This window comes from Planococcus liqunii (assembly GCF_030413595.1).
Classification (GTDB): Bacteria; Bacillota; Bacilli; order Bacillales_A; family Planococcaceae; genus Planococcus; species Planococcus liqunii.
In genome coordinates this window covers 3,804,580-3,822,415 of record NZ_CP129238.1, presented here as the reverse complement: position 1 = coordinate 3,822,415, position 17,836 = coordinate 3,804,580, and the positions used below count along the sequence as shown (strand labels likewise).

The 17,836-nt window shown below is 48.3% G+C and carries 18 protein-coding genes; 10 read left to right on the top strand and 8 right to left on the bottom strand.

Annotation, left to right across the window (positions count from 1 at the left end; translation table 11 throughout):
* The first annotated feature begins 179 nt into the window (after positions 1-179).
* The gene (locus tag QWY22_RS18890; protein WP_300982325.1) at positions 180-1,229 is read left to right on the top strand and encodes an NAD(P)/FAD-dependent oxidoreductase; all 1,050 of its coding nucleotides are present in this window, start codon (positions 180-182) and stop codon (positions 1,227-1,229) included.
* 80 nt (positions 1,230-1,309) lie between these two features.
* Positions 1,310-1,726 (top strand): cupin domain-containing protein, encoded by a 417-nt coding sequence (locus QWY22_RS18885; protein WP_036811150.1) that lies wholly within the window; start codon positions 1,310-1,312, stop codon positions 1,724-1,726.
* 49 nt (positions 1,727-1,775) lie between these two features.
* On the opposite strand, the gene QWY22_RS18880 is transcribed toward QWY22_RS18885, so the two are convergent.
* The 5 genes from QWY22_RS18880 to QWY22_RS18860 form a co-directional block, all read right to left on the bottom strand.
* Positions 1,776-2,972, bottom strand: a complete 1,197-nt coding sequence (locus tag QWY22_RS18880; protein WP_300984437.1) for an MFS transporter — start codon at positions 2,970-2,972, stop codon at positions 1,776-1,778.
* 118 nt (positions 2,973-3,090) lie between these two features.
* Entirely contained in the window at positions 3,091-4,290 is a 1,200-nt protein-coding gene (locus QWY22_RS18875; protein ID WP_300982324.1) for an MFS transporter, read from the bottom strand.
* Entirely contained in the window at positions 4,287-4,688 is a 402-nt protein-coding gene (locus QWY22_RS18870) for a MarR family winged helix-turn-helix transcriptional regulator (protein WP_300982323.1), read from the bottom strand. Before QWY22_RS18870 ends, QWY22_RS18875 begins: the two co-directional genes overlap by 4 nt.
* Before the next feature lie 182 nt (positions 4,689-4,870).
* Positions 4,871-5,713, bottom strand: a complete 843-nt coding sequence (gene pgoN / locus QWY22_RS18865; protein ID WP_300984436.1) for a glyoxal/methylglyoxal reductase — start codon at positions 5,711-5,713, stop codon at positions 4,871-4,873.
* Positions 5,714-5,779: 66 nt separating this feature from the next.
* Positions 5,780-7,006 (bottom strand): MFS transporter, encoded by a 1,227-nt coding sequence (locus tag QWY22_RS18860; RefSeq protein ID WP_300982322.1) that lies wholly within the window; start codon positions 7,004-7,006, stop codon positions 5,780-5,782.
* Between the two features lie 159 nt (positions 7,007-7,165).
* Here QWY22_RS18860 and QWY22_RS18855 point away from each other — a divergent pair, with 159 nt between their 5' ends.
* The 3 genes from QWY22_RS18855 (at position 7,166) to QWY22_RS18845 (ending at position 9,069) form a co-directional block, all read left to right on the top strand.
* Positions 7,166-7,528 carry a winged helix-turn-helix transcriptional regulator gene (locus tag QWY22_RS18855; RefSeq protein WP_300982321.1) on the top strand — a complete coding sequence of 121 codons (363 nt, stop codon included), beginning with the start codon at positions 7,166-7,168 and terminating at the stop codon, positions 7,526-7,528.
* A 144-nt stretch (positions 7,529-7,672) separates the two neighbouring features.
* Positions 7,673-8,485 carry a PP2C family serine/threonine-protein phosphatase gene (locus QWY22_RS18850; RefSeq protein ID WP_300982320.1) on the top strand — a complete coding sequence of 271 codons (813 nt, stop codon included), beginning with the start codon at positions 7,673-7,675 and terminating at the stop codon, positions 8,483-8,485.
* Positions 8,486-8,499: 14 nt separating this feature from the next.
* Positions 8,500-9,069, top strand: a complete 570-nt coding sequence (locus QWY22_RS18845) for a GNAT family N-acetyltransferase (RefSeq protein ID WP_300982319.1) — start codon at positions 8,500-8,502, stop codon at positions 9,067-9,069.
* 51 nt (positions 9,070-9,120) lie between these two features.
* Here QWY22_RS18845 and bcaP read toward each other — a convergent pair whose 3' ends face one another.
* A complete protein-coding gene (gene bcaP / locus QWY22_RS18840) occupies positions 9,121-10,527 on the bottom strand; it encodes a branched-chain amino acid transporter BcaP (protein WP_300982318.1) in 1,407 nt (468 codons plus the stop codon).
* Between the two features lie 550 nt (positions 10,528-11,077).
* Here bcaP and QWY22_RS18835 point away from each other — a divergent pair.
* Complete coding sequence (locus QWY22_RS18835; RefSeq protein WP_300982317.1) at positions 11,078-11,311, top strand: hypothetical protein; 234 nt, start codon at positions 11,078-11,080, stop codon at positions 11,309-11,311.
* A gap of 91 nt (positions 11,312-11,402) precedes the next feature.
* On the opposite strand, the gene QWY22_RS18830 is transcribed toward QWY22_RS18835, so the two are convergent.
* Entirely contained in the window at positions 11,403-12,242 is an 840-nt protein-coding gene (locus QWY22_RS18830; RefSeq protein ID WP_300982316.1) for an aldo/keto reductase, read from the bottom strand.
* A gap of 170 nt (positions 12,243-12,412) precedes the next feature.
* On the opposite strand from QWY22_RS18830, the gene QWY22_RS18825 reads away from it, so the two are divergent.
* Both QWY22_RS18825 and gntK read left to right on the top strand, forming a co-directional pair.
* Positions 12,413-13,273 carry an AraC family transcriptional regulator gene (locus tag QWY22_RS18825; RefSeq protein ID WP_300982315.1) on the top strand — a complete coding sequence of 287 codons (861 nt, stop codon included), beginning with the start codon at positions 12,413-12,415 and terminating at the stop codon, positions 13,271-13,273.
* Positions 13,274-13,436: 163 nt separating this feature from the next.
* Positions 13,437-14,981 (top strand): gluconokinase, encoded by a 1,545-nt coding sequence (gntK, locus tag QWY22_RS18820; RefSeq protein ID WP_300982314.1) that lies wholly within the window; start codon positions 13,437-13,439, stop codon positions 14,979-14,981.
* Positions 14,982-15,171: 190 nt separating this feature from the next.
* On the opposite strand, the gene QWY22_RS18815 is transcribed toward gntK, so the two are convergent.
* On the bottom strand, positions 15,172-15,714 hold the full coding sequence (locus QWY22_RS18815) for an RDD family protein (protein WP_300982313.1): 543 nt from the start codon (positions 15,712-15,714) through the stop codon (positions 15,172-15,174).
* Between the two features lie 145 nt (positions 15,715-15,859).
* On the opposite strand from QWY22_RS18815, the gene QWY22_RS18810 reads away from it, so the two are divergent.
* Both QWY22_RS18810 and QWY22_RS18805 read left to right on the top strand, forming a co-directional pair.
* Complete coding sequence (locus QWY22_RS18810) at positions 15,860-17,518, top strand: FAD-binding dehydrogenase (RefSeq protein ID WP_300982312.1); 1,659 nt, start codon at positions 15,860-15,862, stop codon at positions 17,516-17,518.
* Entirely contained in the window at positions 17,518-17,835 is a 318-nt protein-coding gene (locus QWY22_RS18805) for a hypothetical protein (RefSeq protein ID WP_300982311.1), read from the top strand. The genes QWY22_RS18810 and QWY22_RS18805 overlap by 1 nt, the downstream gene beginning before the upstream one ends.
* Position 17,836: the final 1 nt, after the last annotated feature.

The window sequence follows — 17,836 nt, the reverse complement described above, 5'->3', positions numbered from 1 at the left end:
CTTGGTGGTGAAAAAACCAAAAGAAGCAAATTTCCTATGTACAAAAAGCTTCCTTTAAGCGTTCAAAACAAATTAATAATAAATTCATTGATAATGATTATCAATTTCAGTACAATCAATACTATAAGTCGTAATTTTTTCAGTGTCAACTGAAAATTGACAAGAGGAGTGGATTATTTATGGGCGAAACAGATATTTTCGACGTCACCATCATCGGCGGAGGGCCAGCCGGACTATACTCAGCTTTTTACAGTGGATTAAGAGAAATGAAAACCAAACTGATTGAGTACCAGCCGCAGCTTGGCGGGAAAATCCATGTCTACCCGGAAAAAATGATTTGGGACGTCGGCGGCCAGATGCCGATCCAAGGCGCCAAGCTCATTGAACAGCTGGTTGCACAAGGGCTGACGTTCAATCCGGAAGTCGTGTTAAATGAAAAAATTGAAGCGATTAACCGGAACGAAGATGGTCTTTTTGAACTGACCGGTTCTTCAGGCGAGCGCCACTTGTCTAAAACGATCATTGTCGCCGTTGGAGGAGGCATCTTAAACCCTCAAAAGCTTGAGATCAAGGGTGCAGAACGTTTTGAAGTATCGAATCTCAACTACACCGTGAAATCACTTGGCCGCTTTAAAGGAAAGACTGTCCTGATTTCGGGCGGAGGCAATTCCGCTGTCGACTGGGCCAATGAACTGGAACCGATTGCGGAAAAAGTCTATGTGACCTACCGGAAGCAGGAGCTTGCCGGACACGAAGCCCAAGTGAAACAGCTGATGAACAGTTCGGCTGAATGCTTATTGAATACCACGATTACGAAATTAATCGCTTCTGACGGCCGCGATGCCATCGAACTCGTTGAACTGACAAATCAGGAAACGGACGGCACTTCGCTGCTGCCGATTGATGAAGTCATCATCAACCACGGCTATGAACGCGATGCCACCTTGCTGGAGCAAAGCGGACTGGATATTGAAATTGCAGACGGCTATTACATCGCCGGCAACGCCAACAGTGAATCTTCCGTTCCAGGTTTGTACGCAGCAGGCGATATCCTGCAGCATCCAGGAAAACTTAATTTGATCGCCGGGACATTCCAGGATGCGGCAAATGCCGTCAACAAAGCGAAGCAGTTTATCCAGCCGGACGCCTATGGAATGGCCATGGTGTCATCGCATAACGAAGTTTTCAAAGAGCGCAACAAAGAACTGGTCAAGCAATTGATCAATTGATCTGAAGGAACCCTTGTTTGAACGGGGACATTCAAAGGTATAGAAGGAATGTCTAGTTAAATTCAAAGGAGGAATTCTGAATGGATTTTAAAGATCACGGAAAAGAACCTTATGTGGTGAACATCGAAGAAGCGACAACGAAAAACGAAAATTTCCGGACGACAATTTGGACCGGTGAAAACTTGCAAGTAACGGTCATGAGCGTCGAACCAGGCGATGACATCGGACTCGAAAAGCATGAAGGCGATCAATTCCTGCGCATCGAAGGCGGCAGCGGGTTCGTCCAGATGGGCGACAGCGAAGACAATTTGACGTTCGAACAGGACGCAAAAGACGACGACGCCATCATGATTCCAGCCGGAAAATACCATAACGTAACCAATAAAGGCGATAAGCCATTGAAAGTCTACTCCATCTACGCGCCGCCTGAACATGAACCCGGCACTGTCCACAAGACAAAAGCCGAAGCGGACGCTGCGGAAGCGGAAGAAGAATAAAAGCATATATGAAAAGGGCATCCCCTGAGGATGCCCTTTTTGTTTGACGTTAAGCCGAAGCAAGCCGGTTGGCCTGGTGTTCTTTTTTGCCGTGCAGAAAATAGTAAAGAACGGAAACTGCAGCGACCACCCCGCCTAAAATGGCATACATGGTGCTGTAGCCGGTCATGGCTATGATAAAGCCAAGAAGATACGGACCAAATCCAAGGCCGGCATCCATGAAAATAAAGAAAGTTGACGTTGCCAGTCCCATTCGGTGCGGCGGCGTCAGTTTGATGGCGACGGCTTGGCTGGTGGACTGCATATTGCCAAATCCCAGGCCGATTAAGAAACCGGAAAGCAAAAATGGTAAAGTCGTTTCTGCGGTGCTTAGCAGCAAAAGCCCCGCCGCGAAAATAAAGAATGCCGGATACATGACGTAATTTGCGCCTTTGGCATCCATAAGCCGGCCGGTGAAGGGCCTTGAGAAAAGAATCGCGATGGAGTAAACGATAAAGAAAAAGCTCGCAGCTGCCACCAGCCCGCGTTCGACGGCATAGAAGCTGATAAACGACAAAACGCCTGCGTAGCAGAAAGCGGCGATGAAGATGACTAACGTAATAGGCACCGCTTTCGGTTCCACGAAATGAGACAGTTTGAAACCTTTAATTTCATCTTTGGCCGGCAGAGCTTCAACGGGCGGCACGGTGACAAGAAAGGAAATGGCCAGGCTGGCTGCACCACAGGCGAGGCACAGCGCAAAGAGCATTTCATAGCTCGAGTGCTGGTTCATGTAAAGGCCAATAAACGGTCCGATGGCTGTCGCCAGCGTGTTGCTAAGGCTGAAATAACCGATTCCTTCGCCTTTTCGTGATGCCGGGATAATCTGCGCGACGATTGTGCCGGCAGCGGTTGCCGCAAACCCGAGCATCATGCCATGCAAAAAGCGGTTGAACATCAGAAACGGAAGCCCGAGCTCCAGAAAATAAAAGAAAGTTGTAAGCGTAAACAGGGCGAGACCAATTACCATCGTCCTTTTGCGTCCAATGCGATCCAGAAATCGTCCGATAATCAGGCGGCCGGCCAATACGCCGATGATGAAAATGCCGGTCACGAGACCGGCTTCGCTAGTGGAAGCTCCATAAGTGTCGCCGGCATAAACCGCGATGGTCACCATCAAAAGGTAAAAAATCAAAACCAGAAAGAAGTTGACAGAAGAGGTAAGGACAAAATCCTTAGTCCATAGCCGGGGATTTGATGAACTCAATTTCAAGCGTCACTCCTTTATCTCTTTTTTTACTAGTTTCCCAGATGAAGGATGGGAAAGCAATTTGTCGGCTACGGGAAACCCAAAAAAGGCATCCATAGAAGGATGCCTTTCAAACCTATGATACCGATGCTGTCTCGTTTGCTGCGTGCTCTTTCTTGCCATGCAGCAAGTAGTACAAGAACGCTGTGGCCAGCGCCGCAATGGCTAAAATCACGTACATATTGCTGTAGCCGGTAATGGGAATGATAAAACCTAAAATATACGGGCCGAATCCGAGGCCGGCGTCCATAAAGATAAAGAATGTTGAAGTGGCAAGCCCCATGCGATGAGGCGGCGTCAGTTTGACGGCCACTGCCTGTGTAGTCGATTGCATATTGCCAAAACCAAGGCCGATCAACGCACCTGACAACAGTAACGTAACGCTATTGTCTGCCGTGCTCAGCAAAAATAGGCCAAGAGCAAAGACAGCAAAAGCCGGATACATGACATAGTTGGCGCCTTTCACGTCCATCAAGCGGCCGGTGAATGGGCGCGAAGCCAAGACGGCTAATGCGTAGACCACGAAGAACATGCTGGCCGTGTCGACCAAGTCGATTTCAATTGCGTAGAAATTGATGAACGACAGCACACTCGCATAACATAAGCTGACCGCTAGTGTAATAAAGGCAATCGGAATCGCTTTCGGTTCAAGGAAATTCGAAACGCTGAAACCTTTTGTTTGTGCGGATGTGGGAGCTGCTTCCAAAGGCGGCACCTGAACAAACAAGGAAACGAGTAAACTGATGGCTCCTAAAGCGAGGCAAAGGCCGAAAATGACTTCAAAGCTGGTGCGCTGGGTCATAAAGAGACCGATAAAAGGGCCGATCGCCGTTGCCATTGTGGCACTCATGCTGAAATAGCCGATGCCTTCCCCCTTTCGGGACATGGGAATGATCTGGGCCACGATGGTACCTGCTGCCGTGCTGGCGATGCCTAAGGTCATGCCGTGCAGCAGGCGGTTGACCATCAAGAAAGGAAGGCCGAGCTGCACGTAATAAAGAAGGGTAGTGACGGTGAACAAAGAGAGGCCGATAAGCAGCGTCCGTTTCCGGCCAATTTTGTCGATGACCCGTCCAATCCCCAAACGGCCGATCAACGTACCGATGATGAAAATCCCGGTAACGAGTCCTGCTTCACTGGTAGTGGCGCTAAATTCCTCAACGGCATATTTGCCGATGGTAACAATTAATAGGTAAAAGATTAAAATAAGAAAAAAATTGATTAAGGATGCTATGATAAAATTCTTTGTCCATAATGGAGGCTTGTTTTGATTCACTTGCCTGACTCCTTACTGATTAGTTGATTGCGTATTGCGTTCATGACTTCGATAGCTTCCAGCTGCTGCTCCTCGGAAATTCCTTCGAGAATATCCTGTTCAAACCGGTCGACCGTCACCCGGACTTCTGCGTATACTTTTTTGCCAAGCTCAGTTAGCTTCATCGGCTTTTCGCGCCGATCTTTTCCAGGGATGTGCTCGATAAAGCTGGATTCCTCCAAGCTTCTAATAATTCGGGTCATCGTCGGTTTTTCGACTCGCTGATACTGGGCAAGCTCGACCAATGTTGCCGATTCATTGTTGGCCAGGTAATACAGAATTGTCCATTCCGCCCGGTACAAGCCATGTTTGCCAAGCTCTATATTGAGATGATGCTCAAAAGGCCGATACAACAGCATAAATTGGTGGAAAAATTGCTGAAATGTTTTAATGGGAAGACCTCCTTTTGAAAATGGTTAGTCTGATTAACTGTTAGTTAAGCTAACTAATGTACAATATCAAATTTCGAGGTATCTGTCTAATCCGTATTCAGGCAAAGAAAAAACAGACAAGCTCTTTTAAAGAGATTGTCTGCTGCTCGTTAAAAATCGAAATTATCCGGGTCGGGCCCTACGCGCTTGTTTTGGTTTAATGTTTCAATGCGGTCCATATCTTCTATCGAAAGTTCGAAATCATAAATAGAAGCATTTTCAATGATCCGCTGTTCATTGGTCGATTTCGGGATGGTCACGACCCCGTTTTGCAGATCCCATCTCAAAATCACTTGGGCAACTGATTTATTGTATTTCTCTGCAATTTCTTTCAGCACGGGCTGATTCAATAATTCACCGGCCATCAATGGCGACCAGGCTTCCAGCTGAATGCCTTGTTCTATGCAAAAAGCCTGAACTTCTTTTTGCGTGAGGTATGGATGGTATTCAACCTGGTTGACCATCGGCTTGATTTCGGCTTCCTGCAGCAGGTCTTTCAAATGATGGACCTGGAAGTTGCTGACGCCGATGGATTTGACGCGTCCGTCTTTGTACAAAGTTTCTAAAGCTTTCCAGGCCTCTTTGTATTTTCCTTCAACCGGCCAGTGGATAAGGTATAAATCCAAGTACTCCAAACCAAGCCGCTGCAAACTTGCTTCATAGGCAGCAATGGTGGGTTCATAGCCTAAATCTGCATTCCAGACTTTTGATGTTATAAATAACTCATCTCTGGAGATGCCGGCTTCTGCCATCCCTTCCCGGATTCCTCGGCCGACGCCTTCTTCATTGCCATAGATGGCAGCCGTATCAATGCTGCGATAACCATTTTTGATGGCGGCTTTGACTGCATTTACGAGCTCAGGTCCTTCAGAAACTCTAAAAACCCCTAATCCGAACCAGGGCATTTCTACACCATTTTGTAATTTAACTGTATCTTGCAAAGTTTTTTCCATCATTGATCATCCTCCTGTGTAATAAAAATATTCCTGTTAGTAAATTCATAACCCAAATCCTATGCCTCAACCTAGCTGGGTATCCTGTACCGGATGCAGCGGCATTTCTTTACTCAGGGACTTGCGTTCGAGCAGACGGCTCCAGCCGGTCAAAATGACAGCGGCAAACACCATCAATCCACCTGCCCAAGCAGTGTGGGTCAGCCCGAAAGACTCTGCAATCAGGCCGCCGAAATAAGCGCCTAATGCAATACCGGCATTAAATGCGGCAATATTGATAGCGGAAGCGACATCGACTGCACTTGGTACAAAACGTTCTGCGAGCATCACTACATATACCTGCAGACCCGGTACGTTCATGAAAGCGAACAAGCCCATCAGAAGAATGGTGATTAGTCCAGCAACTTTGAAAGGAGCGGTAAACGCTAAAACCACTAAGATGACTGCCTGGATCAAAAACATATAAAACAGTGCGTTAATCGGGTTGCGGTTCGATAATTTGCCGCCGATGGTGTTTCCGGCAGCAATGGCAAGGCCATAAACCAGCAGAATCAACGTGACGGTTCCGGATTTGAATCCGGTAACTTCCTGCAGCAAAGGCGATAAATACGTGAAAACCACGAACGTTCCTCCATACCCCAATGCAGTGATGATAAAAACCAGCAGCAATCGGCCGTTTGTAACTAATTTAAGCTGATCGCCAAATGTCGTGCGAGCTCCTTTCGGCAAATCGGATGGAACCAGGATGCTGTTGCCGATCAACGCAATAACCCCGATGATGACAATTGTGAAAAATGCAAAGCGCCATCCGAATAATTGGCCGATAAATGTGCCGAATGGGACACCCGTGACGGTCGCAACCGTTAATCCGGTAAACATGATCGCAATAGCACTTGCTCTTTTATGAGGCGGAACAAGATCTGCGGCAATCGTAGCGCCGATGGCCATAAAAATGCCATGGGCAAGGGCAGAAATGACACGGGCGACCAGCAGCAAGCCAACCGTTCCAGCCAAAGCCGCCATCAAATTCCCGGCGATGAAAACCACCATAATCCAAAGCAATAAAGATTTCCGGGACATATTGGACGTCAGCGAGGTAAGGACCGGTGCTCCGAACATGACGCCCAGTGCATAGATGGATACGGTGAGGCCAGCGGTGGTAACTGAGATATCCAAATCTTCCGCAATCATCGGCAACAGTCCGACGCTGATGAATTCTGTTGTGCCGATGGCAAATGCACTGAGTGCTAAAGCCAAAAGAGCAAAGGAGCTTCTTTTTCTATCTGTAGCCATTTTTTCTCCTCCAAAATAAGAATAATATCGTTGTGTTTCAACCGATAAATGTTAGTATGGGACATACACGAAACAAAGAGAAGTACGCACTTTAAAGTGCTATAGACACCAAAAAGTATCGTAGGAACTTTTTGGTTCCTATGAAAGGAGAAGAAATTAATGAAGCATAAGAAATACAATATTTCCGTAGAAGCGACGCTGGAAGTCATTGGTGGAAAATGGAAATGCGTCATTTTGTGCCACTTGATGCGGGGCAAGAAGCGGACGAGTGAATTGCGCCGCTTAATGCCGGACATTACCCAGAAAATGCTGACGCAGCAATTGCGTGAATTGGAGTCTGATGGCGTCATTAACCGGATTGTCTACAATCAGGTACCGCCAAAAGTGGAGTATGAATTGAGCGAATATGGGGAAAGCCTCGAGAGCATCCTGAATTCGCTTTGCACATGGGGAGACGGCCATATCACAAAAGTCTACGGCAACAAATTCGACATGCTGGAAGAAAGCATTTTAAATGAATAGCAAATTAAAGGAAAAGCGGTTTGCTTCGGCAAGCGGCTTTTTTTTTGCAGAAAAAACTAGGCGTGCATCTGCACGTAGGAAATGTATTCCATTCCTATGCCATTTCCCATATAATGTTAGAAAAATCTAAAGGGGGAAGGGCATTTGGAGAAAACAGCAGAAAGTTTTAGTTGGGTCGGCAGCCGCGACAGTTTTGTCGACCGGCCCCATGTCTTTTCAATGGATCATCTGACGGTCGGGCGCTTCGGCGGCAATTCATCGGCCGGGCAGTACAAGAACGAAGACGGCTGCCTGGTGTGGATAAACTCACAGGCAGATTGGGAATTCGTCCTGCTGCTCGATGCGCACAATACGGCAGAAAGCGCGGAGAAAGTCTTGGAACAAGTGGAAGCCCACAAAGCAGCGCTGGAAACTTTGTTGAATCAGCCGCTTGATCCTGCCTTTTTTCACTCGCTTGAAAAAAAGGTGCTGGCTATGTTTCAAGCTGAAGAATTCCGCAAAGTCTGCCGGAATGTCCAGGGAGAAACGGCTTGTTTGATTGCTGTCCGAAAAGGCAAGTACATTTGGTGGTTTTCGGTCGGGGACTGCCTGTTGTATTTGTTTCATCCGGAATTGGCCGGATTTGGGCAGTATCAGCTGAACCAGCGCCAATTTTACGAATGGATCGGGCAAGTGAACACTTTTGAAGGAGCGGTGCCTTGTTATTCAAGCAGCACCCGGGAATTGCGCCAAGGGGATAATCATTTGTTTCTGACGACCGATGGTTTGGTTGAATGTCCAGGTGAACCGTTTGCGGAACCAAAAGTAATCAGGAGATGCTTTAAGGGCGTTTCAAATGAACAAGGCGTTAGTGCGCTGCTAGCGGAAATTGAGAAAAATGGAGTTCGGGACAGCACAACGATTGTTTCCTGGAAAGTACAAGTCACGGAAAAAGGAAGCCTGGCGAGCAATCAATAAAAGGAGGAAATGAAATGACAGACAGTGAACACATCTACGGCCATTTGCCGGTTATCGAAACAGAGCGTTTACTTCTCAGAAAGCTCACCTTGGCAGATGCCGGAGACATGTTTGAGTATGGATCTGATCCGATGGTTTCCCGTTTCATGCCATGGGAAGTGCATCAGACGCCGGCAGATACAGAGGAACATCTTCGCTTCATCCTGAACGGCTATGAACAGAAAAACAAGCTGACTTGGGCAATCGAATTGAAGAGCGAAAGGAAGATGATCGGCACCATCGATTATGTAAAATGGTTGCCAAAGCACAGCCGGGCGGAAATCGGTTATGCCTTGTCACGCAACTATTGGGGCAATGGGCTTACCCAAGAAGCGGCAAAAGCGCTGATCGCTTTCGGTTTTGAAAAGATGGGGCTGAATAAAGTGGAAGCGCCTATTATTCCGGACAATTTCCAGTCGCAGCGGGTGCTGGAAAAGGTGGGGATGGTGAAAGAAGGAGTCGCGCGCCAGCATTTCCTTATGAAAGGCCGATTTGTTGATTTGGCCATGTATGCCGTGTTAAAGGCGGACTTTATAGCGGAATAAAAAGAGGCCCGCTCAATGAGAGAGGCGGGCTTCTTGCAGGTGTAACCAATTTTAAGGGCGGTCATTTAAATTTGAATGTTTCCGGGAATAGACGAAGTAAATGACCAATCCGATTGCCATCCAAATAACAAATCGAATCATGGTGGCGCTGCCTAACTGGAAAATCAAGAAGCCGCAGAACAAAATGGCCAATGAAGGTATTAGCGGAACGGCCGGGCAGCGGAAAGCTCGCGGCAGGTCCGGTTGTTTTACCCGCAGCACAATAACGGCAACTGATATCAGGATAAATGCCGACAAAGTTCCGATGTTTACAAGTTTCGCAAGTTCATCCAATCGCATCAAACCGCCCAGCAAAGCGGCAACGATGCCAAAAAACCAGGTTGCCAAATAAGGCGTATGGGTTTTCATGCTTACTTTAGAGAAAAATTTAGGCATCAAGCCATCTCTGGACATAGCGAACATAACTCTAGTCTGGCCATAAAGCATAACAAGCATTACAGTCGTCATGCCAAGTATAGCCCCTAGATCAATGATTCCAGCCACCCAATTTTGTCCGGACAATTGAAGAACAAGAGATACAGGATGATCGATAGCCTGTGAGAATTGTGCAAAAGGAACAACTCCGGTCATAATAGCAGATACGATAACGTAAAGAAGCGTACAAATCATAAGCGAGAAGATAATTCCGCGCGGCAGATCCCTTTTCGGATTTCGTGTTTCTTCGGCAGCAGAGGCAACAGCATCAAAGCCGATAAAAGCAAAAAACACTAAGGCGGCGGCTGCAAAGACTCCGTCAAAACCAAACGGTGTAAACGGCTGCCAATTTTCTGGTTTTACGTATACAACAGCTACAGCGATAAAGAGTAAAACTACGGATACTTTGATAATTACCATCACATTATTTACCCGCTTGGATTCTTTGACGCCGATTGAAAGCAATGTAGTAATAAGCATGACGATGATGAAGGCCGGAAGATTAAAGAATGTGGTAGTTCCCTCTACAGCTCCGGGAGCTGCAGTGAGGGCGGCAGGCAAATTAATCCCAAATCCGCCGAGCAGCGATTGGAAATACCCGGACCAGCCTACTGAAACGGCACTCACTGCCAGTAAATACTCAAGTATTAAATCCCACCCGATGATAAAAGCGATAAGCTCTCCAAGCGTCACATATGTGTAAGTATAGACAGAACCTGAAATTGGCACTGTAGATGCAAATTCCGCATAGGACAAAGCGGCAAAAAAACAGGCTAGTCCGGCAATGATAAAAGAAATGGTTAGCGCCGGCCCAGCTGTCAAAGCCCCTGTTCCTGTCAAAACGAATATACCGGTACCAATGATGGCGCCAATTCCCAACATTGTTAAATCAAAAGCTCCTAATTCCTTAGAAAGCCCGCTTCTTTTTTCGGCAGTAATTTTTAATTCCTGAATTGTTGTTTTTCTGAATAAATCATTTGCCATCTTTCTTATTCCCCTTTGAATTTTGTTTTATTTCCGCCGAACATAATCAATACAGACAGCTGGGGTGCTTAGAGAAATAAGATACTCGGAAGGCCATTTGATTAGTAGAATAAGCCGCCTTTATCGCTTTCTTTTTTTTAAGCTGTTTGTATTTTTGATAGCATATAACAGAATGATTTTTTTGTATATAAAATATTTTGATTGTTTAAATCATTTTAAAAAATCAATTTCCGACAGTTGTTGTCTGAATTATGCCTTTTGAACTGACAGCACTTTCCGCTAATTTAGTAGAATTCATTAAAAAATCCCTTAAAAATTGCTGAAGAGCAGTTATATGTTCCTTATTCAGTTCTGCATTTGCCTCCGGCTAAATCTTCAAAGTGAATTCTAAGGAGAAAGCGGAAACTTAAAAATGAATCAATATACCTGATGAAAAGCTGTCCTATAAAGTATAAACCGACAGGATAAGATTACTATAAAAGGGATAAACTACAAGTGAGGGGCGAGTGATACGGAGTGGGTGGAATGGCTGTAGCAGGCAATCGACTATATGAAAGAGCCACTGGCTATCGAGCAAACAGGAAAATGTTTCGGTGTTTCATTTTCAGTGCACGTTGGCGATTTTGGACGATATGGCGGTCGGGGAATATTTGCAGGGAAGGCAACCGGCCAAATGGGCGGCACCATCGATTATGTTAACTGGCTGCCAAAGCGCTTTAAAGCGGACGGTCTTATGGGCGTTATTTTATTTATCGCAATTACTCTACTAATTTCTGTACTGTAGATCAGCTGGAATCTTGCTGTTTACGGGACTTCAGCTGCTTTCCGATTATTTGAATCAGAAAACCGCTGCTTTTGCCGGCAGCGGTTTTCGTTTAGAAATTGAAATTATCCGGATCGGCTCCGCTCCGTTTGTTTTCATTCAACGCGGAAATGCGCTCCATATCCTCTTCCGTGAGTTCGAAATCGAAAATTTGAGAGTTCTGAACGATGCGGAATTCTTTGGCCGATTTAGGAATGGTGACGACGCCGTTTTGCAGGTCCCAGCGAAGGATGACTTGCGCCACGGTTTTTTCAAGCTTCGAAGCAATTTCCACGAGCAGCGGCTCCTCGAGCAGTTTGCCTTGCATGAGCGGGGACCAGGCTTCCAGCTGGATGCTGTGAGATTTGCAGAATTCGTGAAGCTCTTTTTGTGTCAGAAGCGGATGGTATTCGACCTGGTTGACCATCGGTTTAATCTCAGCATCTTTCAGCAGTTCTTCCAAGTGATGGATGTGGAAATTGCTGACGCCGATCGCTTTGACGCGGCCTTCCTTATACAAAGTCTCTAGCGCGCGCCAGCCGTCTTTAAATTTGCCTTCGACCGGCCAATGGATCAAATACAAGTCCAGATAATCCAAACCGGTATTCTTGAGGCTCGTTTGATAAGCGGCAAGCGCTGATTCATAGCCAAGGTCCGAATTCCAGACCTTTGAAGTGATGAACAAATCTTCGCGCGAGAGGCCGGTTGCTTGAAGCCCTTCGCGGATCCCTCGGCCGACTCCTTTTTCATTGCCATACAGGGCAGCGGTATCGAAGCTTCGATAGCCATGGACGATGGCGGTTTTAACCGCATTCGCCACTTCGTCGCCGTCTTCAGCCCCGGATAGCCCCAGACCGAACCAGGGCATTTTCACGCCATTATGCAAAGTGGTGGTGTCTTGCAAGTGTTCCATATCGTTTGACCTCCAATTAAAGTAGTTTTTTGAAAAATCACACATTATGATAAAAGTATGAACGAGGCGGAAGGAATCTGCAACCATTACGCAGGCCTGTCTGAAGTGAGCATTTATTGACAGGAACAAGCTCCTCAGCAGGAATAAAATATAAATAAGGAGTGAGCGATATGGGATGGGTGGAATCGCTGCAGCAGGCAATCGACTATATGGAAGACCATTTAGAGGAGCCGCTGGCTATCGAACAAATCGCAAAGCGGGCAAATGCTTCGGTGTTTCATTTTCAGCGGACATTTGCGATTTTGACCGATATGACGGTCGGGGAATATCTGCGGGGAAGGCGTTTGACCTTGGCGGCCCATGAATTGTCGGCTACGGACAACAAGATCATCGATATCGCCTACAAATATGGCTACGACACTCCGGAAGCGTTCGCCAAGGCTTTTCGGCGGCAGCACGGCATTACGCCAAGCGAAGCCCGAAGAAATCTGGGAGGGCTGAAATCCTATAACCGCCTGGTGATCCAGGTGAAACTGAGAGGAGCAGAACCGATGAAGTACAAAGTCGTGAAAAGAGGCAGCTTTAAAGTGGTGGGCTTCAAGCGGACATTTTCAACTTTGAACGATGAAAACATGCGGGGCATTCCGCAAATGTGGCAGGAAACCAACGCCAGCGGCTTGGATGAAAAGCTGTTTGAACTGAACCGTGGAGAGATTGAAGGAGTGTTGGGTGTCTGCGTTGCAGGAGAAGGCACCCACATGGACTATTGGATTGCAGCTGAGACAGACAGCGCGACAGAAGAATTCGAAGAGATGGAGATTCCGGCATCCAAATGGGGCGTGTTTGAAGTGCATGGCCCGATGCCCGATGCCATGCAGGACGCCTGGAAAAAGATTTTCACCGAATGGTTTCCTTCCAACCCTTACGAACCCGCAGGCACACCGGAGCTGGAGGTGTATCCGCATGAAAATGCGTACCAGCCGGATTCCTATTCGGAAATTTGGATTCCGTTGAAAAACAAAGAAGAGTGAACTGGAAGGAGCGGCTGCCCCATGTGCAGCTGCTTTTTCAATTGCGCCTGAATTGTGTGGATGCCAGGCACTGCGAAGAAAAAGAGGAATCGGCCGTTGGGTGAAGAAAGGTAATGGAACGAATTTAAACTTCATGGAAACATCCAGAGAGGGAGGGAACCGGGTGCCCGAAAAATCCTATTACCTTGGCGTCGACATAGGAACAACTTCAACGAAAGCAGTGCTCTTCGATAGGGGCGGGACAGTAAAAGGAAGCGAAACGGTTTTCTATCCGCTCCATACGCCGAACCAGATTGTGGCCGAACAGGATCCGGAAGAGATTTTCCGTGCAGTCCTTAATTCGGTAAAAGAAGTGATCCGCAAAAGCGGCATTCCTGCGCATGCGTTGAAGCTGGTGGCTTTCAGTGCAGCCATGCACAGTTTGATGGCGGTCGGAAAAGAGGGGAAGCTGTTGACCCAGAGCATCACTTGGGCAGATACCCGCAGTGCCAAGCAGGCAAAAAAGATTAAGGAAGAAAAGGACGGGCATGCCGTCTACCTTCGGACAGGCACACCGATTCATGCCATGTCGCCGCTGTCCAAATTGGTGTGGCTAAAGGAAGAGGAACCGGCTATTTTTGGCCAAGCCGAGAAATTTATCGGCATCAAAGAATTTATTTTCCATAAATTATTCGGAGAATACGTCATCGACCATTCGCTTGCTTCTGCCACCGGATTATTCAATTTGGAGAACGTCGATTGGGATGAAGGCGCTCTTGAAGTTGCCGGAGTGGAAGCCGGCCATTTGTCGCGTCTTGTGCCGACGACATATCAGATGGCAGGAGTAAAGCTGGAATATGCCGCATTCATGGGAATTCGGGAAGATGTGCCATTTGTCGTTGGGGCCAGTGACGGCGTTTTGGCAAACCTGGGCGTAGGGGCAATTGAGCAAGGCGTTATAGCCGTGACGATCGGCACCAGCGGGGCGATCCGCACCGTGTCGCCCAAACCGAAAACCGATCCGAAAGGGCGGACGTTCTGTTATGCTTTGACGGAAAATCACTGGGTCGTCGGCGGGCCGGTCAATAACGGAGGCATCGTCCTGCGCTGGCTGCGGGATGAGTTTGCGTCTTCGGAAGTGGAAACCGCCAAGCGGCTGGGAATCGATTCTTATGACGTATTAACTCAAATCGCTTCCACCGTAAATGCCGGTTCGGACGGGCTGCTGTTTCATCCCTTTTTGACCGGTGAACGGGCGCCGCTGTGGGACGCCAACGCCCGGGGCTCCTTTTTCGGCCTGAGCATCCATCATCAAAAACAGCACATGATCCGTGCCGTGCTGGAAGGCATTGTCTTCAATTTGTATACGGTCCTGCTCGCAGTTGAAGAACTGGCAGGCGAGCCGTTGCGCATCCAGGCGTCTGGCGGATTTGCGCGCTCGGATATGTGGTGTCAGTTGATGGCAGACGTCTTCGATAAACCGGTCACCGTGCCGGAAAACTTCGAGAGTTCTTGCTTGGGGGCGGTCGTGCTCGGCATGTATGCACTGGGTGAAATTGAAGACTTCAGCGTCGTCTCTGACATGATCGGCGAAACTCATACTCATCATCCGGACGCAACGGCAAGCAAAACCTACAGAGAACTGGTGCCGATATATATCCGGTTATCGCGTCTGTTGAAAGAAGAATATGAAAGCATTGCCGAATTTCAACGCAAGCATATGGAATGAAAAAAGAGCGGCCCGGAATGGCGCCAAGACGATTCCTGGCCGCTTTTTATGTTGATATTTGGGGAGATGGGCATAAAGCGGAATAAGTTGGGCGTATTCACCGGAAACTTGGGCGTTAAAAGGCCGGAATTGGGCATAACCACAGGCTAGTTGGGCATAAGCAATAAGAGTCTGGACGCTTCCGCTGTTTTTATTTCCTAGCCGATCGGATGACCGCCGCCCCGGCAATAAGATCGTATAAAGACTGTTTGTGCCGTGTGAACAAAGCCGTCAGGAGATAAGCGAACATCAGGGCATAAATGATTCCTCCAATAACCGAGTAGCGGATCGGCACCGGTGCATCCCCTAAATAGACCAGCCGGTAAACGAGATAATGGGACAGTTCCCAAGGCAGAAATTTCAAGGCCGTCCGAAAAACCGAGCGGAAAGCAGAAAGCGGCTTGCCGTTCTGGTCAACTACCTGGATGCCCATCTTCTTTTTGCCGAAAGACTGTCCGAAAAGCGTTGAATCACTGACAATAAAGTAAAGGGAAACCGGCAAGGTAACCATCAAAAAGCCGGAAAACTGGGCAACTGCTAAAGAGCCGTTGAAGAGTTCTTGTAAGGAAGGGAAGATCAATACGTTAATGACAAGCAACAGAATCAAATAAATAAAAATTAGAATGTAATCAAACAGGAAAGCCTTGAACCGAAGCATAACGGGAGCGGGCTTTTTAGGAGCCTGGCTATTCATACTCTCTGGATTCCCCCCATCTTTAACAGTATTTTGCTTATTCACTTATGTTATCAGAAAATACTAAAAAATAGCTATAATCTCCTAAACGCTTCTGCTACGATGGAAATAGAGAAGAAGACGTGGAAACAAAGGGGATGGCGGAATGAAGTACGATGCAATCGTAATAGGGGCAGGGCTTGCAGGATTAGTGGCCGCGACGGAAATTGCGGACAGCGGAAAGAAAGTGCTGTTGCTCGATCAGGAACCGGAAGCATCGCTCGGCGGGCAGGCGTGGTGGTCATTTGGCGGCTTGTTTTTGGTCGATTCACCGGAACAGCGGCGCCTTGGCATCAAGGATTCCAAAGAGCTGGCCTGGCAGGACTGGCTCGGGGCAGCCGGTTTTGATAGAGAAGAAGATGAAGATTTCTGGGGGAGGAAATGGGCCGAGGCTTATGTCGATTTCGCCTCCGGTGAAAAGCGGGCATGGCTAGCCGATATGGGCGTGAAATTTTTCCCGGTGGTCGGCTGGGCAGAACGCGGCGGCTATCTGGCAGAAGGGCACGGCAACTCGGTTCCCCGCTTTCATATCGTATGGGGAACGGGCCCTGGAATCGTCGAGCCGTTTGAGCGAAAGCTGCGGGAGTACATAAAGGCGGGGGTGGTGGAATACCGCCCCCGCCATCAAGTGGACGGGCTGCTGACAAGCGGCTCTGCTGTAACGGGAGTGTTTGGTTCGTTGCTCGCTCCGAGCGATGCCCAGCGCGGTGAAGCGAGTTCCCGTGGGAAAATCGGAGAATTCTCCCATGAAGCGGCATCGGTCGTTGTCACAAGCGGCGGCATTGGCGGCAACCATGAGCTGATCCGGAAAAACTGGCCGGAAAGGCTGGGAAAAGCGCCGCAAGAAATGCTGTCCGGAGTGCCGGCGCATGTTGACGGCCGGATGCTCGCCATCACGGAAAATACCGGAGGGCGCATCGTTAACCGCGACCGCATGTGGCATTACACGGAAGGCATCAAAAATTGGAATCCGGTCTGGAGCAAACACGGCATCCGAATTTTGCCCGGACCATCGTCAATCTGGCTGGACGCCAGGGGCGACCGATTTCCGGCGCCGAATTTCCCGGGATTTGATACGCTCGGCACATTGGAAGCAATCCAGAAAACGGGCTACAGCTATTCGTGGTTCATTTTGACGCAAAAGATCATCGAGAAAGAATTTGCGCTGTCGGGTTCCGAACAAAACCCGGACCTCACCGGCAAAAGCATTCGGCAGGTGCTGGAGCGGATCCGTCCGGGTGCCACAGCGCCGGTGCAGGCATTTATGGACAAAGGCGAGGACTTTATCATTGCTGATAATGTGGAAGATCTGGTCGGCGGAATGAACCGGCTGACCGGCGAAGCGCTGCTGGACGCCGAACACATCCGCCGCCAGATTACAGCACGCGACCTTCAGCTGACCAATAAATTCGGAAAAGACCTGCAGGTGACTGCACTGCGGGGTGCCCGCAAATACATCGGCGACAAATTGATCCGGGTGGCGAAGCCGCATAAAATTCTGGACCCTGCAAACGGTCCGCTGATTGCCGTGCGGTTGAATATTGTCAGCCGAAAGACGCTCGGCGGTCTGCAGACGGACTTGTCAGCCCGTGTTTTGAACGATGCCGGGCAGCCGATTCCCGGCCTGTATGCGGCGGGGGAAGTAAGCGGGTTTGGCGGCGGAGGCGTCCACGGCTACCGGTCGCTTGAAGGGACATTCCTCGGCGGCTGCCTGTTTTCAGGAAGAGTAGCCGGAAGAGCAGTGGCAGAAAGGAGGCTGGAGTGATGGCAAAGCATGTAAAAGGATTGACTTGGCTTGTCTTATTATTGATGCTTGCCGGTTTGATTTTGATTTTTACGAGTGCCCCTTTCGGTATAGCCAGAGGAAATTCTTGGTTGATGCGGCAGATGGAAGGAAGCGATTCTGAAATTTATTATATGGTCATCGAGACGTACACGGCCAGTTTCATGATGATCGGGGGGATTTTGTTCGGGGCGGGTCTGCTCATAGGCATCCTGACATTTTTTACATCCGTGTTATTCGATGAAGCAGAGGAACCGGCTCAAGCAGAGCTCCGCTTAAAAGAAAGCGAAGATGCTTGAT